Source organism: Methanocella conradii HZ254, from assembly GCF_000251105.1.
GTDB classification, from domain to species: domain Archaea; phylum Halobacteriota; class Methanocellia; order Methanocellales; family Methanocellaceae; genus Methanocella; species Methanocella conradii.
Window position 1 is genome coordinate 2,202,402 of the sequence record NC_017034.1, and the last position, 17,400, is coordinate 2,219,801.

The 17,400-nt window shown below is 52.0% G+C and carries 22 protein-coding genes; 9 read left to right on the forward strand and 13 right to left on the reverse strand.

The window, feature by feature from the left end; genetic code table 11:
- Positions 1 to 3: 3 nt before the first annotated feature.
- Positions 4 to 738: a proteasome assembly chaperone family protein gene (locus tag MTC_RS11540; RefSeq protein WP_014406873.1), complete on the reverse strand. Its 735-nt coding sequence runs from the start codon at positions 736 to 738 to the stop codon at positions 4 to 6.
- A gap of 94 nt (positions 739 to 832) precedes the next feature.
- Here MTC_RS11540 and MTC_RS11545 point away from each other — a divergent pair, with 94 nt between their 5' ends.
- On the forward strand, positions 833 to 1,162 hold the full coding sequence (locus MTC_RS11545) for a DUF5611 family protein (RefSeq protein ID WP_014406874.1): 330 nt from the start codon (positions 833 to 835) through the stop codon (positions 1,160 to 1,162).
- Between the two features lie 19 nt (positions 1,163 to 1,181).
- Positions 1,182 to 2,051, forward strand: coding sequence for an RIO1 family regulatory kinase/ATPase domain-containing protein (locus tag MTC_RS11550; RefSeq protein ID WP_014406875.1), 870 nt, complete (start codon positions 1,182 to 1,184; stop codon positions 2,049 to 2,051).
- On the opposite strand, the gene metK is transcribed toward MTC_RS11550, so the two are convergent.
- Both metK and MTC_RS11560 read right to left on the reverse strand, forming a co-directional pair.
- Entirely contained in the window at positions 2,048 to 3,196 is a 1,149-nt protein-coding gene (gene metK / locus MTC_RS11555) for a methionine adenosyltransferase (protein ID WP_014406876.1), read from the reverse strand. The genes MTC_RS11550 and metK overlap by 4 nt on opposite strands.
- A gap of 95 nt (positions 3,197 to 3,291) precedes the next feature.
- The gene (locus MTC_RS11560) at positions 3,292 to 4,161 is read right to left on the reverse strand and encodes a DNA integrity scanning protein DisA nucleotide-binding domain protein (RefSeq protein ID WP_014406877.1); all 870 of its coding nucleotides are present in this window, start codon (positions 4,159 to 4,161) and stop codon (positions 3,292 to 3,294) included.
- A 280-nt stretch (positions 4,162 to 4,441) separates the two neighbouring features.
- On the opposite strand from MTC_RS11560, the gene MTC_RS13415 reads away from it, so the two are divergent.
- Positions 4,442 to 4,594 (forward strand): hypothetical protein, encoded by a 153-nt coding sequence (locus MTC_RS13415; protein ID WP_158308524.1) that lies wholly within the window; start codon positions 4,442 to 4,444, stop codon positions 4,592 to 4,594.
- Positions 4,595 to 4,691: 97 nt separating this feature from the next.
- Positions 4,692 to 5,723, forward strand: a complete 1,032-nt coding sequence (locus MTC_RS11565) for a DUF7544 domain-containing protein (protein WP_014406879.1) — start codon at positions 4,692 to 4,694, stop codon at positions 5,721 to 5,723.
- A gap of 249 nt (positions 5,724 to 5,972) precedes the next feature.
- On the opposite strand, the gene MTC_RS11570 is transcribed toward MTC_RS11565, so the two are convergent.
- Together MTC_RS11570 and MTC_RS11575 are read right to left on the reverse strand one after the other, a co-directional pair.
- Positions 5,973 to 6,965: a TIGR03557 family F420-dependent LLM class oxidoreductase gene (locus MTC_RS11570; RefSeq protein WP_014406880.1), complete on the reverse strand. Its 993-nt coding sequence runs from the start codon at positions 6,963 to 6,965 to the stop codon at positions 5,973 to 5,975.
- Positions 6,966 to 7,462: 497 nt separating this feature from the next.
- Entirely contained in the window at positions 7,463 to 8,836 is a 1,374-nt protein-coding gene (locus tag MTC_RS11575) for a PAS domain-containing protein (protein WP_014406881.1), read from the reverse strand.
- Positions 8,837 to 9,127: 291 nt separating this feature from the next.
- On the opposite strand from MTC_RS11575, the gene hisF reads away from it, so the two are divergent.
- From hisF to MTC_RS11595, 4 genes are all read left to right on the forward strand, one after another.
- Positions 9,128 to 9,949, forward strand: coding sequence for an imidazole glycerol phosphate synthase subunit HisF (hisF, locus tag MTC_RS11580; RefSeq protein ID WP_014406883.1), 822 nt, complete (start codon positions 9,128 to 9,130; stop codon positions 9,947 to 9,949).
- 1 nt (position 9,950) lies between these two features.
- The gene (locus MTC_RS11585; RefSeq protein WP_014406884.1) at positions 9,951 to 10,241 is read left to right on the forward strand and encodes a MazG nucleotide pyrophosphohydrolase domain-containing protein; all 291 of its coding nucleotides are present in this window, start codon (positions 9,951 to 9,953) and stop codon (positions 10,239 to 10,241) included.
- A gap of 70 nt (positions 10,242 to 10,311) precedes the next feature.
- Positions 10,312 to 11,037 carry a hypothetical protein gene (locus MTC_RS11590; RefSeq protein ID WP_014406885.1) on the forward strand — a complete coding sequence of 242 codons (726 nt, stop codon included), beginning with the start codon at positions 10,312 to 10,314 and terminating at the stop codon, positions 11,035 to 11,037.
- Positions 11,024 to 12,184 carry an APC family permease gene (locus MTC_RS11595; protein WP_014406886.1) on the forward strand — a complete coding sequence of 387 codons (1,161 nt, stop codon included), beginning with the start codon at positions 11,024 to 11,026 and terminating at the stop codon, positions 12,182 to 12,184. The genes MTC_RS11590 and MTC_RS11595 overlap by 14 nt, the downstream gene beginning before the upstream one ends.
- A gap of 12 nt (positions 12,185 to 12,196) precedes the next feature.
- Here MTC_RS11595 and MTC_RS11600 read toward each other — a convergent pair whose 3' ends face one another.
- The 8 genes from MTC_RS11600 to MTC_RS11635 form a co-directional block, all read right to left on the reverse strand.
- Positions 12,197 to 12,586, reverse strand: coding sequence for a hypothetical protein (locus MTC_RS11600; protein ID WP_143767147.1), 390 nt, complete (start codon positions 12,584 to 12,586; stop codon positions 12,197 to 12,199).
- A 14-nt stretch (positions 12,587 to 12,600) separates the two neighbouring features.
- Positions 12,601 to 12,780 carry a methytransferase partner Trm112 gene (locus MTC_RS11605; RefSeq protein ID WP_048189397.1) on the reverse strand — a complete coding sequence of 60 codons (180 nt, stop codon included), beginning with the start codon at positions 12,778 to 12,780 and terminating at the stop codon, positions 12,601 to 12,603.
- Between the two features lie 4 nt (positions 12,781 to 12,784).
- Complete coding sequence (locus MTC_RS11610) at positions 12,785 to 13,798, reverse strand: adenylosuccinate synthetase (RefSeq protein WP_014406889.1); 1,014 nt, start codon at positions 13,796 to 13,798, stop codon at positions 12,785 to 12,787.
- A 109-nt stretch (positions 13,799 to 13,907) separates the two neighbouring features.
- A complete protein-coding gene (locus MTC_RS11615; protein ID WP_014406890.1) occupies positions 13,908 to 14,240 on the reverse strand; it encodes an ArsR/SmtB family transcription factor in 333 nt (110 codons plus the stop codon).
- A 10-nt stretch (positions 14,241 to 14,250) separates the two neighbouring features.
- Positions 14,251 to 15,063: an arsenite methyltransferase gene (gene arsM, locus MTC_RS11620; RefSeq protein ID WP_014406891.1), complete on the reverse strand. Its 813-nt coding sequence runs from the start codon at positions 15,061 to 15,063 to the stop codon at positions 14,251 to 14,253.
- Between the two features lie 257 nt (positions 15,064 to 15,320).
- The gene (locus tag MTC_RS11625; RefSeq protein WP_014406892.1) at positions 15,321 to 15,857 is read right to left on the reverse strand and encodes a DnaJ domain-containing protein; all 537 of its coding nucleotides are present in this window, start codon (positions 15,855 to 15,857) and stop codon (positions 15,321 to 15,323) included.
- Between the two features lie 44 nt (positions 15,858 to 15,901).
- Positions 15,902 to 16,351, reverse strand: coding sequence for a hypothetical protein (locus MTC_RS11630; protein WP_014406893.1), 450 nt, complete (start codon positions 16,349 to 16,351; stop codon positions 15,902 to 15,904).
- Positions 16,352 to 16,360: 9 nt separating this feature from the next.
- The gene (locus MTC_RS11635) at positions 16,361 to 16,870 is read right to left on the reverse strand and encodes an ester cyclase (protein WP_014406894.1); all 510 of its coding nucleotides are present in this window, start codon (positions 16,868 to 16,870) and stop codon (positions 16,361 to 16,363) included.
- Positions 16,871 to 16,987: 117 nt separating this feature from the next.
- Here MTC_RS11635 and MTC_RS13205 point away from each other — a divergent pair, with 117 nt between their 5' ends.
- Complete coding sequence (locus MTC_RS13205) at positions 16,988 to 17,368, forward strand: hypothetical protein (protein WP_143767148.1); 381 nt, start codon at positions 16,988 to 16,990, stop codon at positions 17,366 to 17,368.
- The last annotated feature ends 32 nt before the right edge of the window (positions 17,369 to 17,400 follow it).

Here is a 17,400-nt window from a genome sequence, read left to right on the forward strand (position 1 = left end):
CCATCACCCGTAAATGCTATAGTCCCTCGTGGGCTTTGCCTCGGCCTCGCCGACCTGCTCTGAGAGCTTATGCAGCATCTGCTCGATCTGGTCAGCCTCTTTCAGCAATATGTCCACGTTTATCTCCCATCCATATATGCTGCCTATCGCCTTTACCACTTCTGCGGCCGCCCTGGGGTCGGGGCTCGCCCCTCTGGTCTCGCCGAGCAGGCAGATGGCCGGTATGCCGTTATTCTGGCACTCGTTTAGTATCACTCCGGGCACTCCGGATATGGTGCCGACTTCGAATATCAGCGCTTTCTCGTTAACCTTCTCCAGGTCTTTACCCGTGGCGGCGGCCGCGAATACCCTGTGCTCCTCGCCGGTGGTGGCGAGGCCTGCGATGGCGATGACCTCTCTGGGGTTGGCACTCTTCACCCAGTTGATTATACTCCTGCCCACTTCGCCGCTAATTATAGGGTCGATGGGTATATCAGAAAAAACGATTACGACCTCCCGGCTTACATCTTCATAGATACGCACAGGGCTTTTTACCAGCCCGCCATAAATGATGGCAATCGGAGGGAAAAGCCTCGACTCCACGTATCCACACGCCTTCATCTGGAACTGGTCCATCAGGAACTGTGCCACGATGTTACCGACTAGCCCCATGCCCGGGAATCCGCAGATTATGGTCGGGTTTTTACACTCCAGCCTTTCGACGTGAACCTTGACGAAATCTTCTATCTTGTCTGCCATTAATTAGTGATACGCCTCAAACGTATATAATTTATACATCTCGACGTGTTTCGATTTATCGAAAGTGTTTTTACTTATAAATAGAAACTAAAGAATGGGTGAGATTATCAGCGAATATACATTCAAGCGCGGCTACAGGCCGGACAGCGAGCGGATTCGCAACATCCTGGAGGAGGTCTTCGGGGCCAGGCCCGTCGAGAGCGACGGCAAGATGGTCATTAGCTATGGCGCCATTAAGGAGATGAAGGCCTGGGTACAGGATAAAAAGCTTTACGTCGAGACCGTTTCAGACCTTTCGGTGAAAGACGAGAAGCTCATCCTTGACACGAATAAGCGGTTCAGGGATTTCCTGGAGGAGGCCACAGGGTATACGGCGAAGGAGCGCCTCAAGATGGCCAAGAAGGCCGTGTCAGGCGAGTATTAGGTCATCGCTTTTTTGAAAAATGATCGATCACGCAGTTGTTTTTAAGTCTCTGGTGCCCGATGAGCTTAAGATACTCCGGGCTATCGAGAATGGCATGAAGTCCCACGAATGGGTCGCCGTGGAGGATATTGCTGCGTATACTGGCCTGAGCGAGAAGGAGGTCGAGTACAGGCTTAGCAACCTGACCAACCTGGACCTTGCCGAGCGGTTCTCCGGCCATTACGTGGGCTATCAGCTAAAGTATAATGGCTATGACATTTTGGCTATCTCCGCCTTCGTGAGGCGGGATACCATACATTCTCTGGGCGGCTTGATAGGCGTCGGGAAGGAGTCGGTGGTCATCGCGGCCATGGGCAATGGCGACGTGCATCTCGCTGTCAAGTTTCACCGGGAAGGCCGCCTCGCGTTCAAGCAGGTAAAGCGAAAAAGGGAGCACCTTTTGGGCCTTCCAAAAGTCTCGTGGCTCTACGCATCTGCGCTCGCCGCGAAAAGGGAGTTTAAGGCGCTGAAAGATTTGTATCCTGCCGTAAGCGTGCCTCAGCCAATCGATTGCAACAGGCACGCCATCGTGATGGGGGTGGCTGAGGGCCATGAGCTGTCGCGGGTGAAGCTTGTGGAGCCGGAATGGTATCTTGATTTTATAGTAGACCAGCTCGCGCAGGCATACAGGATGGGATACGTGCATGGCGACTTTTCCGAGTATAACGTGGTCGTCAGCGAGAGTGGCGTCACAATTATCGACTGGCCGCAGGCCGTGGCCACTAGCTCAAAGGCTGCGGACGAATTGCTAGCACGAGACGTCAACAACATACTAACTTATTTTAGCCGTAAGTACAGGATAAAAAGGAATCCCAAAGAAGTGCTGGAAAAAATAAAAAGCGGGGCTTAAAGGCCCGCTTCCTTCCTCATCTCCTCTGCCTTATCTATACGCTCCCACGTGAAGTCCTTATTGCTGCGGCCAAAGTGGCCATAGGCGGCGGTCTGCTTATAGATGGGGCGGCGAAGGTCGAGCTTCTTGATGATGCCCGCAGGAGTCATGTCAAAGTTCTCACGAATCATTTTCACTATTTTTTCTTCCGGAATGGCGTTCGTCCTGTACGTGTCGAGCATTATCGAGACCGGCTCGGCGACGCCTATGGCGTACGCAAGCTGTACCTCACACCTGGTAGCAAGGCCCGCAGCCACGATATTCTTGGCGATGTAGCGCGCCATGTAGCAAGCCGAGCGGTCGACCTTGGTCGGGTCCTTTCCCGAGAACGCACCGCCTCCATGTCTCCCCATGCCGCCATACGTGTCCACGATTATCTTGCGGCCAGTCAGCCCTGTATCCGCATGAGGACCGCCAAGCACGAACCTGCCCGTGGGGTTTACAAGCACCCTCGTCCTGTCGTCGAAAAAGCCATCCGGCATGACCGGCTTGATCACATGCTCGATCACGTCCTTCTTAATCTGGGGCTGCTCGACTTTCTCGCTATGCTGGGTCGAGACTATAATCGTGTCCACCCTGGCAGGCTTTTCCTTCTCATACTCAATGGTGACCTGCGTCTTGCCATCCGGCCGGAGGTAGTCAAGCGTCTTGCTCTTCCGTACCTCGGCCAGCCGCATCGCAAGCTTGTGGGCCAGCATGATCGGCATGGGCATAAGCTCTGGCGTCTCGTCACAGGCGAAGCCGAACATCATGCCCTGGTCTCCCGCGCCCAGGCTGTTTACTCCCATGGCTATATCTGGAGACTGCTCATCTATAGAGGTCAAAACTGCACAGTTATCGCAATCAAAGCCATACTTGGCCCTCGTATACCCTATATCCTTAATGGTGTTCCTCACTATCTTGGGTATATCAACATAGCAATTAGTCGTTATCTCTCCTGCGACGACCGCCATGCCCGTTGTCACGAGCGTCTCGCACGCCACCCTTCCAAGCGGGTCTTTCGCCAGGATGGCGTCCAGGATGGCGTCCGATATCTGGTCGGCCATCTTGTCCGGGTGGCCTTCGGTGACCGACTCGGAGGTAAAGAGGTGCTTTTCAAGGCTCATCAGTTTTCATCTCTATAGTTAAATGCTTGCTATGGCATTAATATTTATCGGTCAAGAAATAACTATGGGTTATAAAAGTGTTTTAAGCCTCACGCTCAAGTTATGGAGATGCGCGGGTCTATGGTGAACGCCTCTTTGCCGTCCTTGTAGACGCTCACGACGCCGCTCGTCTCCGAGACGGTGATGGCAATCGCCTTCGTGGATTTTGAGATTGCCGCTGCGGCGAGGTGTCTCCCGCCCAGGCCTGGCTGTAGCTCGACGCCCCTGGCGCTGACGTCCAGGTACCTCCCCGCTGCCACGATATACCCCTCCTCATCCACGATAAACATCCCGTCCAGCTGGGCGAACTCCTTGACGGTCTCCCAGTTATTTTCATCCTTGATGTCCCTATCCTTCTTTTTATGGCCCTCGTATGGGTTTAGCACTATCTGGTGGGACATGCCCATGACTTTATCGGTATCGTCTATTATGAACGCCGTGCCTATCTTCTTGCCTTCCCGCCCTTCCCTGCCTATGTCTATTGCGAGGTTTAGGACCGCCTTTAGCACGGTGTAATCGACGGTTGATGCAAGCTCCGTTATCTTTTTTATCAGGGGAATGTCCGTAATATCCATGACTACTATTGAGTTGATGTCGCCTACGCTTACTATCCCCAGCACGACCCCGTTCGATATCCTGCCCTTTATATAGGCGGCCTCCACGGCCTCGCTCATTAGCTCTATACGGGACACCTTTAAGAATAGCGACCCTTTCGTGATGTTCTTGGGCAGCTTTGATAGCACATCAACGAAGACGTCATCGCCATTCCTCCTGCCGCCCATGACTCGTGCTATTATGACCGGTATGTCAAGCTCTATTTCCTTTTTGATCGCCTGGGCATCGGGCGATATTATTATTATCAGCCCGGCCCCTATCCTTTTGGCCAGCTCCTGCGCTGTCCGAACTACTTCCCCCTTTATATTCATATGATTATTATATTTTATTGCTGGCTATTAATATCCTCGTATCAGCAGGGATGATAATAAGTTTTCACGGTGGCCTTGATTTAATGGTATAGTTGAAGGTTGGTGGGGTTTCTTGTTATAAGAGGCCTGTGTGGTACAAGCTTCCTCTCACTTCATGGGCAGCATGACGCCGGGAATTTTTTTATTTATGCTATAGCCATGACTGGTGCGCGCTCCGCGCCGCCAATAACAAGGTAAAACGATATAACTGCCTATATACAAGAGGTGAGCGTGATACAAGATGAAAAGCCAACAGGGTAAAAGCAGAAGGACGATGGAAAAGTGCGGCATATGCGGCAAGGACGTGCCCGAGCAGCCAAGCATCACCGAAGAAGGCACGTGCAGCATGTGTGGGGCAAAGCTTACGATGAGCGAGGGCGGCATGAAGCGCTAAAACTTTACCGTTTTTTAAATTTAACGAGCACCCATTCTCGCATCACCTTTTTATAAGCGAAGCCGCTATTTACTTCTAATCAAAAGGGAGTGCTTAGATGACTGAGTGGTGGGCCTTCACAGCCGTCGGAACGGCTTTTGACAAGACTAAAAGGACTCTTCTAGAGCCTTTCAATGCGTGGACCTGGCTAAAGCTGATGGTCATAGTGTTCTTCGTCGGTACGGGCGCCAACCGGCTTGGCAGCCAGTTTGGAAACGTGGTAAACTATCAGGCGAGTCCGCCTGACACGAAGGCCTACGAGCAGGCCATCAACTACATCCTATCCGACACGACGTTGATCGTCATCCTCATCGGCGTGTTCCTGCTCGTCATCCTGGTAGCCTTATTATTCGCGTACCTGCGAAACGTGTTCTCCTATGTGCTCATACAGGCGCTGGCATCCGGCGACGTCCATATTATTAAGCCATTCATGGAAAACCTCGGCAGAGGCTTCCGCCTCTTCCTCTTCACCCTGGCCGTTGGCCTGCTCGCATTTGCAGTCATCATATGCCTGCTCATCCCCATGATAGCCAGCATCATTATAGGAATCAAGATGGGCATTATCGCCCTTATTCTGGCCATCCCGATATTCGTCATATCGCTCATAATCATGATAGCCTTCTCCATCGCAGTCAGCATATTCGTCGGCTTCACCTATGATTTCGTGGCCCCAATGGTATACTTCAGGGGGGCGGGCATCATAGAGTCGTGGAAATGGCTCTGGGCTTCCATCAAGAAGGATTGGAAGCAATATGGCGTCTACGTTATAGCCCGTTGGGCACTTGAGCTGGGCGTTGGCATCCTGTTGATGTTCATAGCGCTCCCCATCGCCCTCATATTCATCGCGGCCTTGCTGGTCGGCATCATCATGGCCGTAGCCGCCGCGAAGGCTTCCATGATTCTCACGGTGGTAATAGGCGTGGCCTTGCTCGTGCTGTCGGCCATATTCATTCTCATCCTGATGGCCATCACGATGCCGGTAGCAGTCTACTTCAGGTACTACTCGCTGGACGTGCTAAAGCAGATCGACCCGTCTTCAGTCGTATACTCGGGCAGGTTCTCGCCCCCGCCATCGCCGCCCCCGGCATAAAACTACGGCGGCCGGCGACCAATATCGTAAAAATTAAAAGAGAAAAAACCGAGGACCGTTTACGATAAATATTTTAATTTATTGTAATGCTGGTACAAATTTTGCCAGTATGTAAACATCCTCCTCAGGTGCGGATACTATGTGTGGTATGCCGGATGGGGTGGCATATGAAAAGCCCGGCTTACACACATAATTTTTACCATTTAAGACAAATGGGCAGACTCGGGAAAAAGAGTGAAAAGATCGTTTTCACTCTTTTACTGCCGGAATGACATCCTTGAATATGTCTATCCCTGCATTGACGTTGGGGCTGCTGTTCCCGAGGCAGAAGTGCGTGATGCCGGCGTTCTTGAACCGCTTGATCTCCTTTATCAGATCTTCGGCGTTAGTCGCCACCATGTAGTTGTTCTTAATCATGTCATGGCCGACTATGTTCGCGTGCAGTTCGACTTCCTTCGAGTCATAGACTTTGTACTTGAACATTGCCGGGACCAGGCATCCGGCCCAGAAGCGAAGGCCTTCGATCGCCTTTTCATAGTCCGGATCCACTGAATACCAGATCAGCATCGCGCGTTCCATCTTACTCGGGTCTTTTCCCGCTTCCCTGGCCCCAGCCTCAAACTGCGGAATAGTTACGTTTTTCAGCGTTGCCGGGTCTGCGGCGACGGTCATCAGGTGGTCGCCGTATTTACCGGCTAGCCTGGCGCCTTTCTGTCCCATGCCGCTGAAGTAAATGGGCACTTTATCAATCGGCTTAGTATACAGGAACGCCTTATCTAGGGTATAATACTTCCCTTTGAACGTCACCGGCTCTTTGCTCTCCCATAACTTCTGCATGACCTGAACGGCCTCGACGGTCATATCCTGCCTCTCGGGCACGGATGGCCATTGACCCGTGACAGGGACCTCGTTCATCGCCTCGCCAGCTCCGACCGCGACGCCTACCCTGCCAGGGTACATTTGCCTCAGCGTGGCGAATGTCTGAGCCACGACTGCGGGGTTGTAGCGAATGATCGGACAGGTGATACACGTGGAAATAAACACGCGCTTCGTTGCCTGTAGCGTTGCACCCATCCAGGCCCATGCCTGGGCACTCTGCGCGCCAGTGTGATACCATGGATGGAAGTGGTCGTCCACCCAGATCGAGTCAAAACCCACGCTCTCTGCCCTTACAGACTGTGTTAGCGCATCCATTGGCTTATATTGTTCCAATGATGCGAAATATCCGATTTTCGTCTTCACAATCGAATCCTCCTTCTGAACACGAAAAAGTCACATTTGGGTAGATATTATACAATAGCCAAAATTTATATATGCGGATACTGTATAATACTCTTGGGATAGTATCAATAGGCATTCTTTCTCCATTCGTTTGAGGCGGTATGCGAGATTGAATTACCGTTGATCTTCCCACATTTGAATGTGCCTTTTCGTGTATTACGGCTTGTATTGTATTTCATCGTATCTTAATTGTTTATATAATCATTTGGATTATTGAACTCCAATGAATAATGCTATCTAAATGAATGATAATGATATTATTATGAGTTTGCACAGGTGTCCTTTACCAAAAATCGCTTAATATGGCAGGAATTACAATACAGCCGTGTTCAATGAAATTGCGCTCAATGTTTTCATTTCCTTCGATTCACGCCCTATCCACTATTTTTATTGAACACCAATACCACGAATTATTTATAGATTTATCCATATTGGCGTTCAATGAGTTCGAGATAAGTCTACAATAATTTACACACCTTCGCTTTCGAGATATCTTCTGCTTTCATCTCATCCGATACGTCGATCATGAATGATGCGATCTCACCCGACGGCAGCTTAAAGACGTAATGCGAGCACCACGGCTGATCCTCCCCGACCACATATTGCAGCGGCGGTACTACTTCAGGCTTCTCAGTTAAATTGACGCGTTTCAATAGCTCGCGCACTTTGAAACCAAGCAGATCCGGGAATACGGTGAAGATCTTTTTCCCGATTATGTCCTGTTTTTTTATTCTTAATATGGCCTCTGTCGCCTTGTTAATGTCTTTGATGATGTAGTCCTCGCCATTATCGACCGGCTGGTAGATCAGCATGCCATTGCACGTATTATCAAAAAACGACCTATAGCGGGATTCTTTGAATCTCAATTCCTTTTCGACCATTTTTTCCGCCGTGACGTCCTTGAACATAATCGCGTATTCTTTGAGGTGGTTCTCTCTATCCTTTGTAGTGATCGGAGTAAAAACGATGTTGAAATATGAGACCCCGGATTTTATGGTCGGTATTTTTTTAACGTTTTTTAATACGTCAAAATCGCAGCTTATGTATATATCATTAACTTTGCCCTCTTTGATCAGGCTCATGATCTTATCTTTTGCGCATATGAAGTCAAAGAGGTTAATATTGAGCATATCCTGGATCTTTTTTATGCCGAAAAGCCTTAATGAAGCAGGATTAGCGTTCAAGATGGTCCCGTCAGCCCTGAAAAACAGGATGCCGCTGGGGACTTCATCAAAGATGGTCCTTAGCCTTTTATCAAGGATGTTAAAGGCCTCGTCTTTTAGTACCTGGGACGTGATGTCTTCCACATTGACCATTATATGCTGGCTTCCCTGATTCGATACTGTCGGTAAAAATTTTAGGTAATAGACCCGGTTCGTTTTTTCCTCGATGTACTCCATTTCTTTTATATACAAGGAGCCGTTGATCAGCCGCCTGATGTTTTTCTGGATCGCGGGGTCTGAAAACACTTTTAGTTTTAAATCACAAATGTTTGACCCTATGACCTTATTCACATTATCGATGTCAAAGTCCAGAGCAAATTTTTTATTGACCATCTCGACACGCCCTTTAGCATCCAGGATGATGATGTCGTTAGGCGATATGTCGATTAATGCATTATAAGGGACTCTCTGTGATATGGTGTATAATTTAGCTTTACCATAGCGTACCATCGTTACATCGCCGGTCAACTGGAGCATATCCAGATATTTTGAGACCGAGCTTCTACGCATGCCCAATTCCCTGGATATCGCCGAGATTGACATGCGTAACGGGCTTTTATTCTGGAGGAACTCTTTGATCAGCAGAAGTTTGGCCGCATATTCTTCCATAATCTTTCAAGTATAATACTGGCCGATATAATAGTTACGCTTATCCATGTATACCTCTCGCTTTTACAATCCGCCCGAAGGCTCTTCGTCACATTATTTCTCTAGTTTCGCCAGGTCTCTATGACGGTATACATCCATACACCGCGTAGAACAGAAAACCTTGCCTCCATACTTCTCGGCTTTGCCGGTAATCTGCCTCTTACAGTTCGCGCATACTTTCGGGCCAAAAAGGCTTCCAAACATGCCGCTCACCATTAAATATATAGTCATACCATAACATAAAACCCCCTGATGCTTACCAAGAGGGTCATACCTTGCCTGGACGTGGTGCCGGGCGAACGTGGCGGGTGCGTGGTCAAAGGCGTCGAGTTCGTTAACCTGAGGAACGCGGGCGATCCAGTAGAATTGGCTAAGAGGTACAATGAGCAGGGCGCAGACGAGCTCGTTTTTCTGGATATCACGGCCTCCCACGAGGGCCGTAAGGCCATGATAGACGTCATAGAGCGCACCGCGGACGAGGTGTTCATCCCAATGACAGTGGGCGGCGGCATACGGACGGTAGAGGACATAAGGTCGATACTAAGGGCGGGCGCGGATAAGATCACGGTGAACACGACGGCGGTCAAGGACCCCTCTTTTATTAAGAAGTCGTCAGATATTTTTGGGTCGCAGTGCATCGTCACGGCTATCGACTGCAGGAGCAATGCGAACGTGGATGACCCGCATGCCGTGAATATTATTGAAAATAAGTGGGGGAGGCCAGCCTGGTATGAGGTAGTCATCTATGGCGGGAGGACACCCACCGGCATAGACGCCATAGAGTGGGCCAAAAAGGCCGAGGAACTGGGAAGCGGGGAGATCATGCTCACGAGCATGGACGCCGATGGCACGAAGGACGGCTACGACCTTCCCATCATAAGGGCGATATCAAATGCCGTGCGCATCCCGGTCATCGCCTCGGGCGGGGCGGGAAACGTCGAGCACATGTACGAGGCCTTCGTCAAGGCCAACGCAGACGCCGCGCTTGCGGCCAGCATATTCCACTACTGCGAGTACACTATAGGCCAGGCCAAAGAGTATTTACGCTCTAAGGGCGTTCCTGTGAGGCTCTGACATGCATATCAGCGAGTTCCAGCGCCTGATGAAGGACCTCTATAGCTCTAATGATAGGGAGCGGGGCCTCCAAAAGACCCAGCTCTGGTTTTTCGAGGAAGTCGGCGAGCTCGCGGAGGCCATGCGGAAGGAGGACAAAAAGGCCATTGAGGAAGAGATGGCCGACGTGCTAGCCTGGATGGCCTCGCTGGCCAACATGCTCGACATCGATGTGGAGAAGGCATGCCTTTCAAAATATGACATGAAGTGCTCCCGATGCGGCGGTTTTCCCTGTAGGTGCGGTAAGGAATGAGACATCATCGGAGCCTGGTTGAAAGCTATACCGCCATGTTTTTTAAAGGAAGCCGCCATTATCATTGTCAATGGACTCCATCGCATCGGCGGCCATAAAGCACGCAAGCAAGCGTACCCGCGAGCTTTTATTCCAGCCGTTAGACCTGAGATTCCTGGCGTTATCGTCGCTACGCTTTCCATTAAATGACAGGCGTTCTGAGGAGCTTAAGAGACTTACGCCTTATCATAAAGGAACGAGAATTCTGGCGATGGTGGCCATCCTCATGCTCCTGCCCGCCCTTGTATTACCCTTCACATCTCCTATCATAGGGCTCAACGGCGTCCTAGCACTGCTGTTCATATATATCGCGGCTTTAATCGCCGTCAGCATTATCGTGATGCCCCTTGAAGCCAGCCTGGATGCCGTGCTGGCGATAAAATACGAGTCAGGCGTATCCTTGTCAAACGCGGTGAGGACATTCGTGGGATACGCGCTGGAAAACCCGGGGCAGGCTGCCAGCTACATGGGCGCAAAGCTGCTCCTGGACATGATGCTGATGACGCTTGTCTTGCTCCTCTTCATGCCGTCGCTGGTCACGCTGATAGCCATTATGCTATGCCTTATTAAGGCTGTCAGCGCAGGGGCATCTGATGTGCTGGGTGTGGCGATTACGGGGTTTTTAGCCGCGGGAGCGCTGGCCATGGCGGCCGCGCTCCTTACCATGCTTCTAGCCGTACCCATTTCAGCGTTCTATGGATATTACACGGAGGAGGCGGTAAGGCTGATGAAGGAGGCCGCGGGTGGCAGAGAATGAAAACGCCAATTACAGGCCGCTGAGGCTTGTAGACCTCATCGGCCTTGGCGTGGGAGGCACCATAGGCTCAGGCATCTTCGTCGTGCCCGCCATATCGGCGGGCATGGCCGGCCCGAGCTCGCTGCTGGCGTGGGTGCTCTGCGCCATATCGTTCGGAGCCGTGCTCGCATGCCTGATATGGCTCTCCCGGCGTTTTGCAGGCATGGGCGCGTTCTACACGTTGTTCACGAAAGCGTTTAGCGAGCGGCTCTCAGGCGCGATCGTCGTCTGCTACATCGTGTCGGGAATCCTGGGGGTTGCGACCGTCGCCGCTGCAATCGGCAGCTGCGTCGACTTCTTCGGCATGCCGGCGCCTATCTTCGAGGCGGTCGTCGTCATCGCGTTCGGCGCTTTGAACTTATCGGGCGTTGCATTGTCTGCATGGGTGGAAGACGTGCTCACGGTGCTCAAGGTCTTACCATTACTGCTCATAACGCTGGCACTCATGCCATTCATCAGTACGGCTAATTTCACCCCGTTCAGCCCCCATGGCAGTTTCGCGTTCCTGGGCAGCGCCGTGGTCGTCTACTGGTGCTTCACGGGATTCGAGCTTTCCGCCATACCCTCGAGGCGGGTCATGGACCCCGAAAGCACGGTCCCGCGATCGCTCCTTTACGTCTTCGTCATAGTTGTGGCCATTTACCTGTCCATCAATGTAGCTCTCATAGGCAGCGTGGGCAGCGCCGCATTGGCTTCCACGCTTTCGCCCATCTCATATGCTGTAGACAATTTTTTCAAAGGATTTGGCCCCGTCGTACTGGCTATCGCCATAATCTCTATGCTCTCGGCGCTGAACGCCTACCTGTTCGGGACGTCGCTGGTCATCGCGAGCTTCGCGGGAAAATATGTGCCCGCTTTCGCCCGTGAGAGCAAAAGGCGTGTGCCTGTACTGTCCATATTGCTATGTACGACGGTGACGGCTGCCTTGCTCCTGGCCATGGACCGGTTCGTTTTTCTGGCTAGCGCCTCGGTCATCACGACGCTGATCCCGTACATCTTCCTGTGCGTCGCCGCCTTCATCCTGGTTGACAGCAAGTGGATCAGGCTGATGGCCATCATCGGCATAGTCTCGACGGCGGCCATACTGGCGTCGTCATTTATCCATTAAAAATAATGATTGTTAGCCACTGCCAGCAAGCTTAGATGCAGTATAGAAAAGCAGCGCCACGACCACGATGGATGCGGCCAGCGCCCCATAGAAGTCCGGTATAAGGTGCATCCCGAAGGTCCCGTATAGTACGATGCCGCAGAGGACGAGCGACCCGATGGAGACGGCCAGCATGGCCTTTGCAGCATCCTCAAAACCCATAAATTTAAGGGAGAACCCTCTTCCTATAAAACGCTTAGGCCTAGACCTACAGGCACTCCTGGAGGAGAGCGGTTTCTTCCCCTTCCTTCGACCCTCGCCCCCGAAGTCGCCTCTGCCCGAGCCTATATATCCGCCATTGAACACCTGGTCAGCGTCAACCTCGTCATAGCCGCTTAGCTCTTCCACCGTATCCAATCCCATGCGCTCACCCGGTCTCATCTCAATTCAGGGGGCAAAAGGTTCGGGATGCCATCCTCTATAGGGTAGTCCTCGTTACACTTCTTGCAGTGTAGGGTGCCTTCGATGACCTCGGAGCCCTCCTCCTTTTTAACAGTGAGCTCCAGGTCCCCCTTACACATTGGGCAGCACAGGATATCCATCAAGTCCTTTTTCATGCTATCACTTCTTATGGTTCCGCAGGTCAATTATGTCCTTCTGGTCAGGGCCGGTGGACAAAAGCGTGAATGGCACACGGGCGTCCTTCTCGGCCTGCCTCAAGAACTCCTTGACCCTGTCAGTAAGCCTGTCGTAGTCCGTGACGCCCTTGACTGCAGGGTCCACGCGGTCCAGCCCCGTTATCGCCGCCTGGGTAGCCCCGTTTACCATCGCCGAGTAGCGGGCCAGCCCGGGGTCCCAGTAGCCGATGCGACGAGCTCTGCCTGTCACAGTGCCGAACTCCGCTATGCCCCTTTTCTTCGCCTCTTCCGGGGGCATCTCAGTCTCGAACGGGCCTTCGCCCACACGCGTGGGGAACGCCTTAAAGACCACCACGACCTCGTCAATCCTGGTCGGCCCCACGCCCACGTCCGCCGCGAGCGACGAGGCCGACGTATCCTTTGAGGTTACGTATGGATAAGTGCCATAATATAGGGAGATCCCGAAGCCTTGCGAGCCCTCGATGATGATATTCTCTCCCCGGTCTATTGCGTCGTTGCACTCCTGCGAGACGTCTGTCAGGTATTTCTTGAGGGACTCCACATCCTTTGCCTGTCGGGCGCTGCGCATAACTCGATCCTTGTTGGCCGGGCCGCAGCCCGTGCCCGTAGTCCCTATCTTTTTAGCCAGGCGCTCCGTAGTCTTATCCTCGAGTATGTGCTTCTCTTCGATGATGGAGCACCTGTAATCCACCCCGAGCCGGTCGCCGCAGCCGAGCAATTGTACCTCGCGCTCCAAGACTGCGGGGTCTACGAGGACGCCTGCGCCTATTAGAAGCCTCGCCTTGTCATATATGAACCCGGACGGTACCATGCGGACTCCGTATTTGACCCCATCCTTGAGGACGGTGTGCCCCGCATTTGGCCCTACGCCTCCCCTCGCGATTATTGAAGGATGATCCGTGTACGCTATGTGGGCCACGATTTTGCCCTTGCCTTCGTCTCCAAAAAACCCACCGACGACGATGGTTGAAACCATTAGTATGACTCTCCATCTATCGTATACCGATTATTGATTAAAAAGGTTGCTATTTCGCTACCTTTTAATATGGAATATTCGCTTTTTACTGGAGCGCGACAAAAAGTACTCAAGATCGAATCAAGCCTAAAGCTTTTAGCACGTCGAGGGCGCGCATATCGGCGAGCGAGTAGTTGACCCACTTGCCCGACTTGCGGTCCGAAACTATTCCTGCATACTTCAGCACCTTGAGGTGGTGGGAGACGACGGTTTGCTGCATGCCCATTATCTCCATGAGCTCGCAAACGCATAGCTCTCCACCGGCCAGGGCATATATCATCTTCACCCTGGCCGGGTCTGATATGGCCTTAAAAAAATTGGCGATGTTTTTTGCCTCCTCGTCGGATGGCATATCCTTTATCGCTATTTTTGGGCACTCGCAGCACTTTTTATCGTCCATCATATAATTCCCTTTAGCGCTTTATAGCGGTAATCCTCACCGATGCGACCTTCGATAGCCCGCCATCAGAGCCAGGGACCACGGGCATCGGAGCCCCGCAGCCGCATCCGGACGGCTCGCTCAGCATGTATGCGAGCTCTTCTATCGTATATACATGCTTGCTCTCAATATTTATATCGGTAAAGCCTGCTTCTGTCATCTTTTCAATATATTCTTGCAGGGGTATCGCTCCGCCTATGCAGCTCGTCCAGAGCCTGAGCTTTTCCCGCTCGTCGGCGCTCGGCTCCTCCGCTAGCACCATGTCTGACACGGCGATCCTGCCCCCCGGCTTTAATACCCTGAATGCCTCCCTGAAAACCTTGCCCTTATCGGGGCTAAGGTTGATGACGCAGTTGCTTATGACCACGTCTATCGTGTTTGATTCGACTGGCATGCACTCGATTTCGCCCAGCCTGAACTCCACGTTTGCCATGCCCATCTCTTTCGCGGCTTTCCTCGCCTTCCAGACCATCTCTGGGGTGGCGTCTATGCCTATCGCCTTCCCTTCCGGCCCCACCATCCTGGCCGAGAGGAATACGTCTATTCCTCCGCCGCTTCCCAGGTCCAGCACGGTTTCCCCGGCCTTGAGGCCCGCTATGGCTGTAGGGTTGCCGCAGCCTGCGCTTACCTCCAGGACCTCCCCTGGCAGCACGGATACCTCCTCTTTCGTATAGCCTATACGTGACGCATACTCGCCTCCGCCGCAGCACGATTTCGTGTTCGCCAGCTTTGAATACCTTTCTTTTACGGCTTTCCTGATCTCTATCTCGTCAATGCTATCGCTCATGGCATCGCCGCCAACATATAGATGCATTAACATATTTAAATGTATTGATATGTTCTAAAACTAGCGGCTTGGATAGCAAGCCACAAAAGTCTAAGCTTACCACCACGTCCGGGAACGGCGACGGCTGGTAACTCACGGAAGGCAAAGGAGACGAGACGTTTTTCCATACGCGGCCTTCCAGGACAGCATCCTCAGCCAATGTCGCCTTAGCCATAGGAACGCCATTATGGTCAGCAATATGGTAAGGCGCCTCACGGCTATCCCCTCGAATGAGCGTATGCATCATATAAAGAATAAAGCCAGATAGCTATGGCGAGTATGCCGATGGGCAGGCTCTTTATGAATGCCAGGGCCCAGAATGTGAAGTAGATGGCGAACAGCACGTACCCGAGCTTCTTCTCACCAGAGGATATCTGATAGTAGCCGGGCACGACGAGCGACAGCACAAGTAGCTGGACGCGGTCCATGCCATAAGCCCTGGCTGCTGGCTGGCCTCGTGCGCATTCATCCGAGAGGTGGGCGCTGGCAGAGGTGTTGTCCGACGCTCGGCGCTTTTCCTCCTCAAGCTCCTCATTCTCGAACTTCCTGTAGAGATCATACTGCCTCCTCCTGGCATCATCCGATAATACGTCGTACGCCTCCGATATGAGCTTGAAAAGCTCTTCAGACATGGCAGACCTATTCACGTCAGGGTGATATTTTTTGACAAGCTCCCTGTACGCCCTTTTAATGTCTTCAGAGGTGGCATTGCTGTCCAGGCCCAGTATCTCATAGTAGTCTCTGCTGAAATCCACATTTTTTATAAGTATGAGTATTGCTTATATGCCTTTTCCTGCGGCTAATATAATTTGACTATGTCGCACACGTACCTGCTCCATTCCGATAGGAGTTGCCTTTCTTTATCTGTGAGGGTGGCGGCCTCTCTTTTCATGGCTTCAAGGTGCCGCCGGGCGTCGCTGGAATGGTCCGAGAGCCGGGAGATGTACTCGCCGCTATAGGTGCACGCAGGGTCCAGCCCTAGCGAGCCGTCGCTTAATATTAATAATGGGTATAGGCGGCACTGGAATGGCTTTATATCGCCTAGAATGCATCCATCGTCGCCCAGAAACCGGCAGGAGGCCGACGGCGGAACCGTGATGTAGGCCTCGTCCATGCCATCCGCCCTGAGCAGCTTAATAAGGTCTTCTTCGTGTCTGCACACGTATATTCGTACGAAGCTGCTCGCGGCCCTGCAGCAGGCCTTGCACTTTTTACACTTTTCGAAAAAACTCGTCGACGGACACCCCATTTTATGAATCTACACGTTATACTCGCTCCATCCCAGGTAATAGCCTTTCTTTTGAGGGCCTTTTCTTAATGTAGACGTGACCTGGGCGACCCCGAGCTGGAGCGCCATATCGAGCGAATCGTAAATCTCCCAGCCTTCTGATATCTTCCCATTCTCCAGCCTGAATATGGTGATGGCGGCGACCTTGATCTCCTTGCCCCTCGCCGGTATCCCGGGGAGGTCGCCCTCCTGTATGCCATACATGGTGAAACGCGTTGCAACCTTATCATTTTCTGCCACCTGATCCTCGACGGCTACTTTCATGTGAGGGAAAGCCCGTGATAATGACAGCATGTGTTCCCTGTACTCCTCATAATCCATCTTTCCCTCAAGGACTTCGGGCGTGTGGTGAACGTATGATGGCGAGAACATGTCGTCTATCGCCTCAAGCCGCCCATTATTATAATAATCCTCATAGAAACGCCTTACGTAAGCCTTGTTTTTATCATTCTGCCTCATCTCTTCGTGATACATGGCCATCACACAATATTTTGGTTTTTTTACTTATAATAACTTTTATTAATAGCATTTTATAAATATGTGCCGATATGATGATCCTTTGGTAGAGTAATCATGAATCGTAAAGCATTTATCATCTTGATCGTTGTTTTGTCATCGCTGGCCATGCTAATCTTATTGTACTTTAACCAGCAGGCAATGGCCCCGCTGCCATCCCCCACCATAATCCCCACAATCGAGGTGCCTGCTGGCATCAAACCAGCCATAGTCGACCTCCCGGAAAATGTAACGGCTCCTGAGAACTCAACCGTTACTCCTTCCCCTACCGCCACCATAAATGCCGGAGGCTCATCGAGGCATATCGAGGCGCCGCCCGCCCCAACGCCTACCCCTGCTCCGCCCACGCCGACGCCAGCGGGCATGGCGTCGTGGGGCCCTGCATCCCCGATGCCGCCCATGCAAGCCTGGTCGCCAATGCCCCGAGCATCGCCATTGACGTGGGGTAGCACGCTATTCTGAATACATCACTTACTTTTTATAAAAACTCCTGA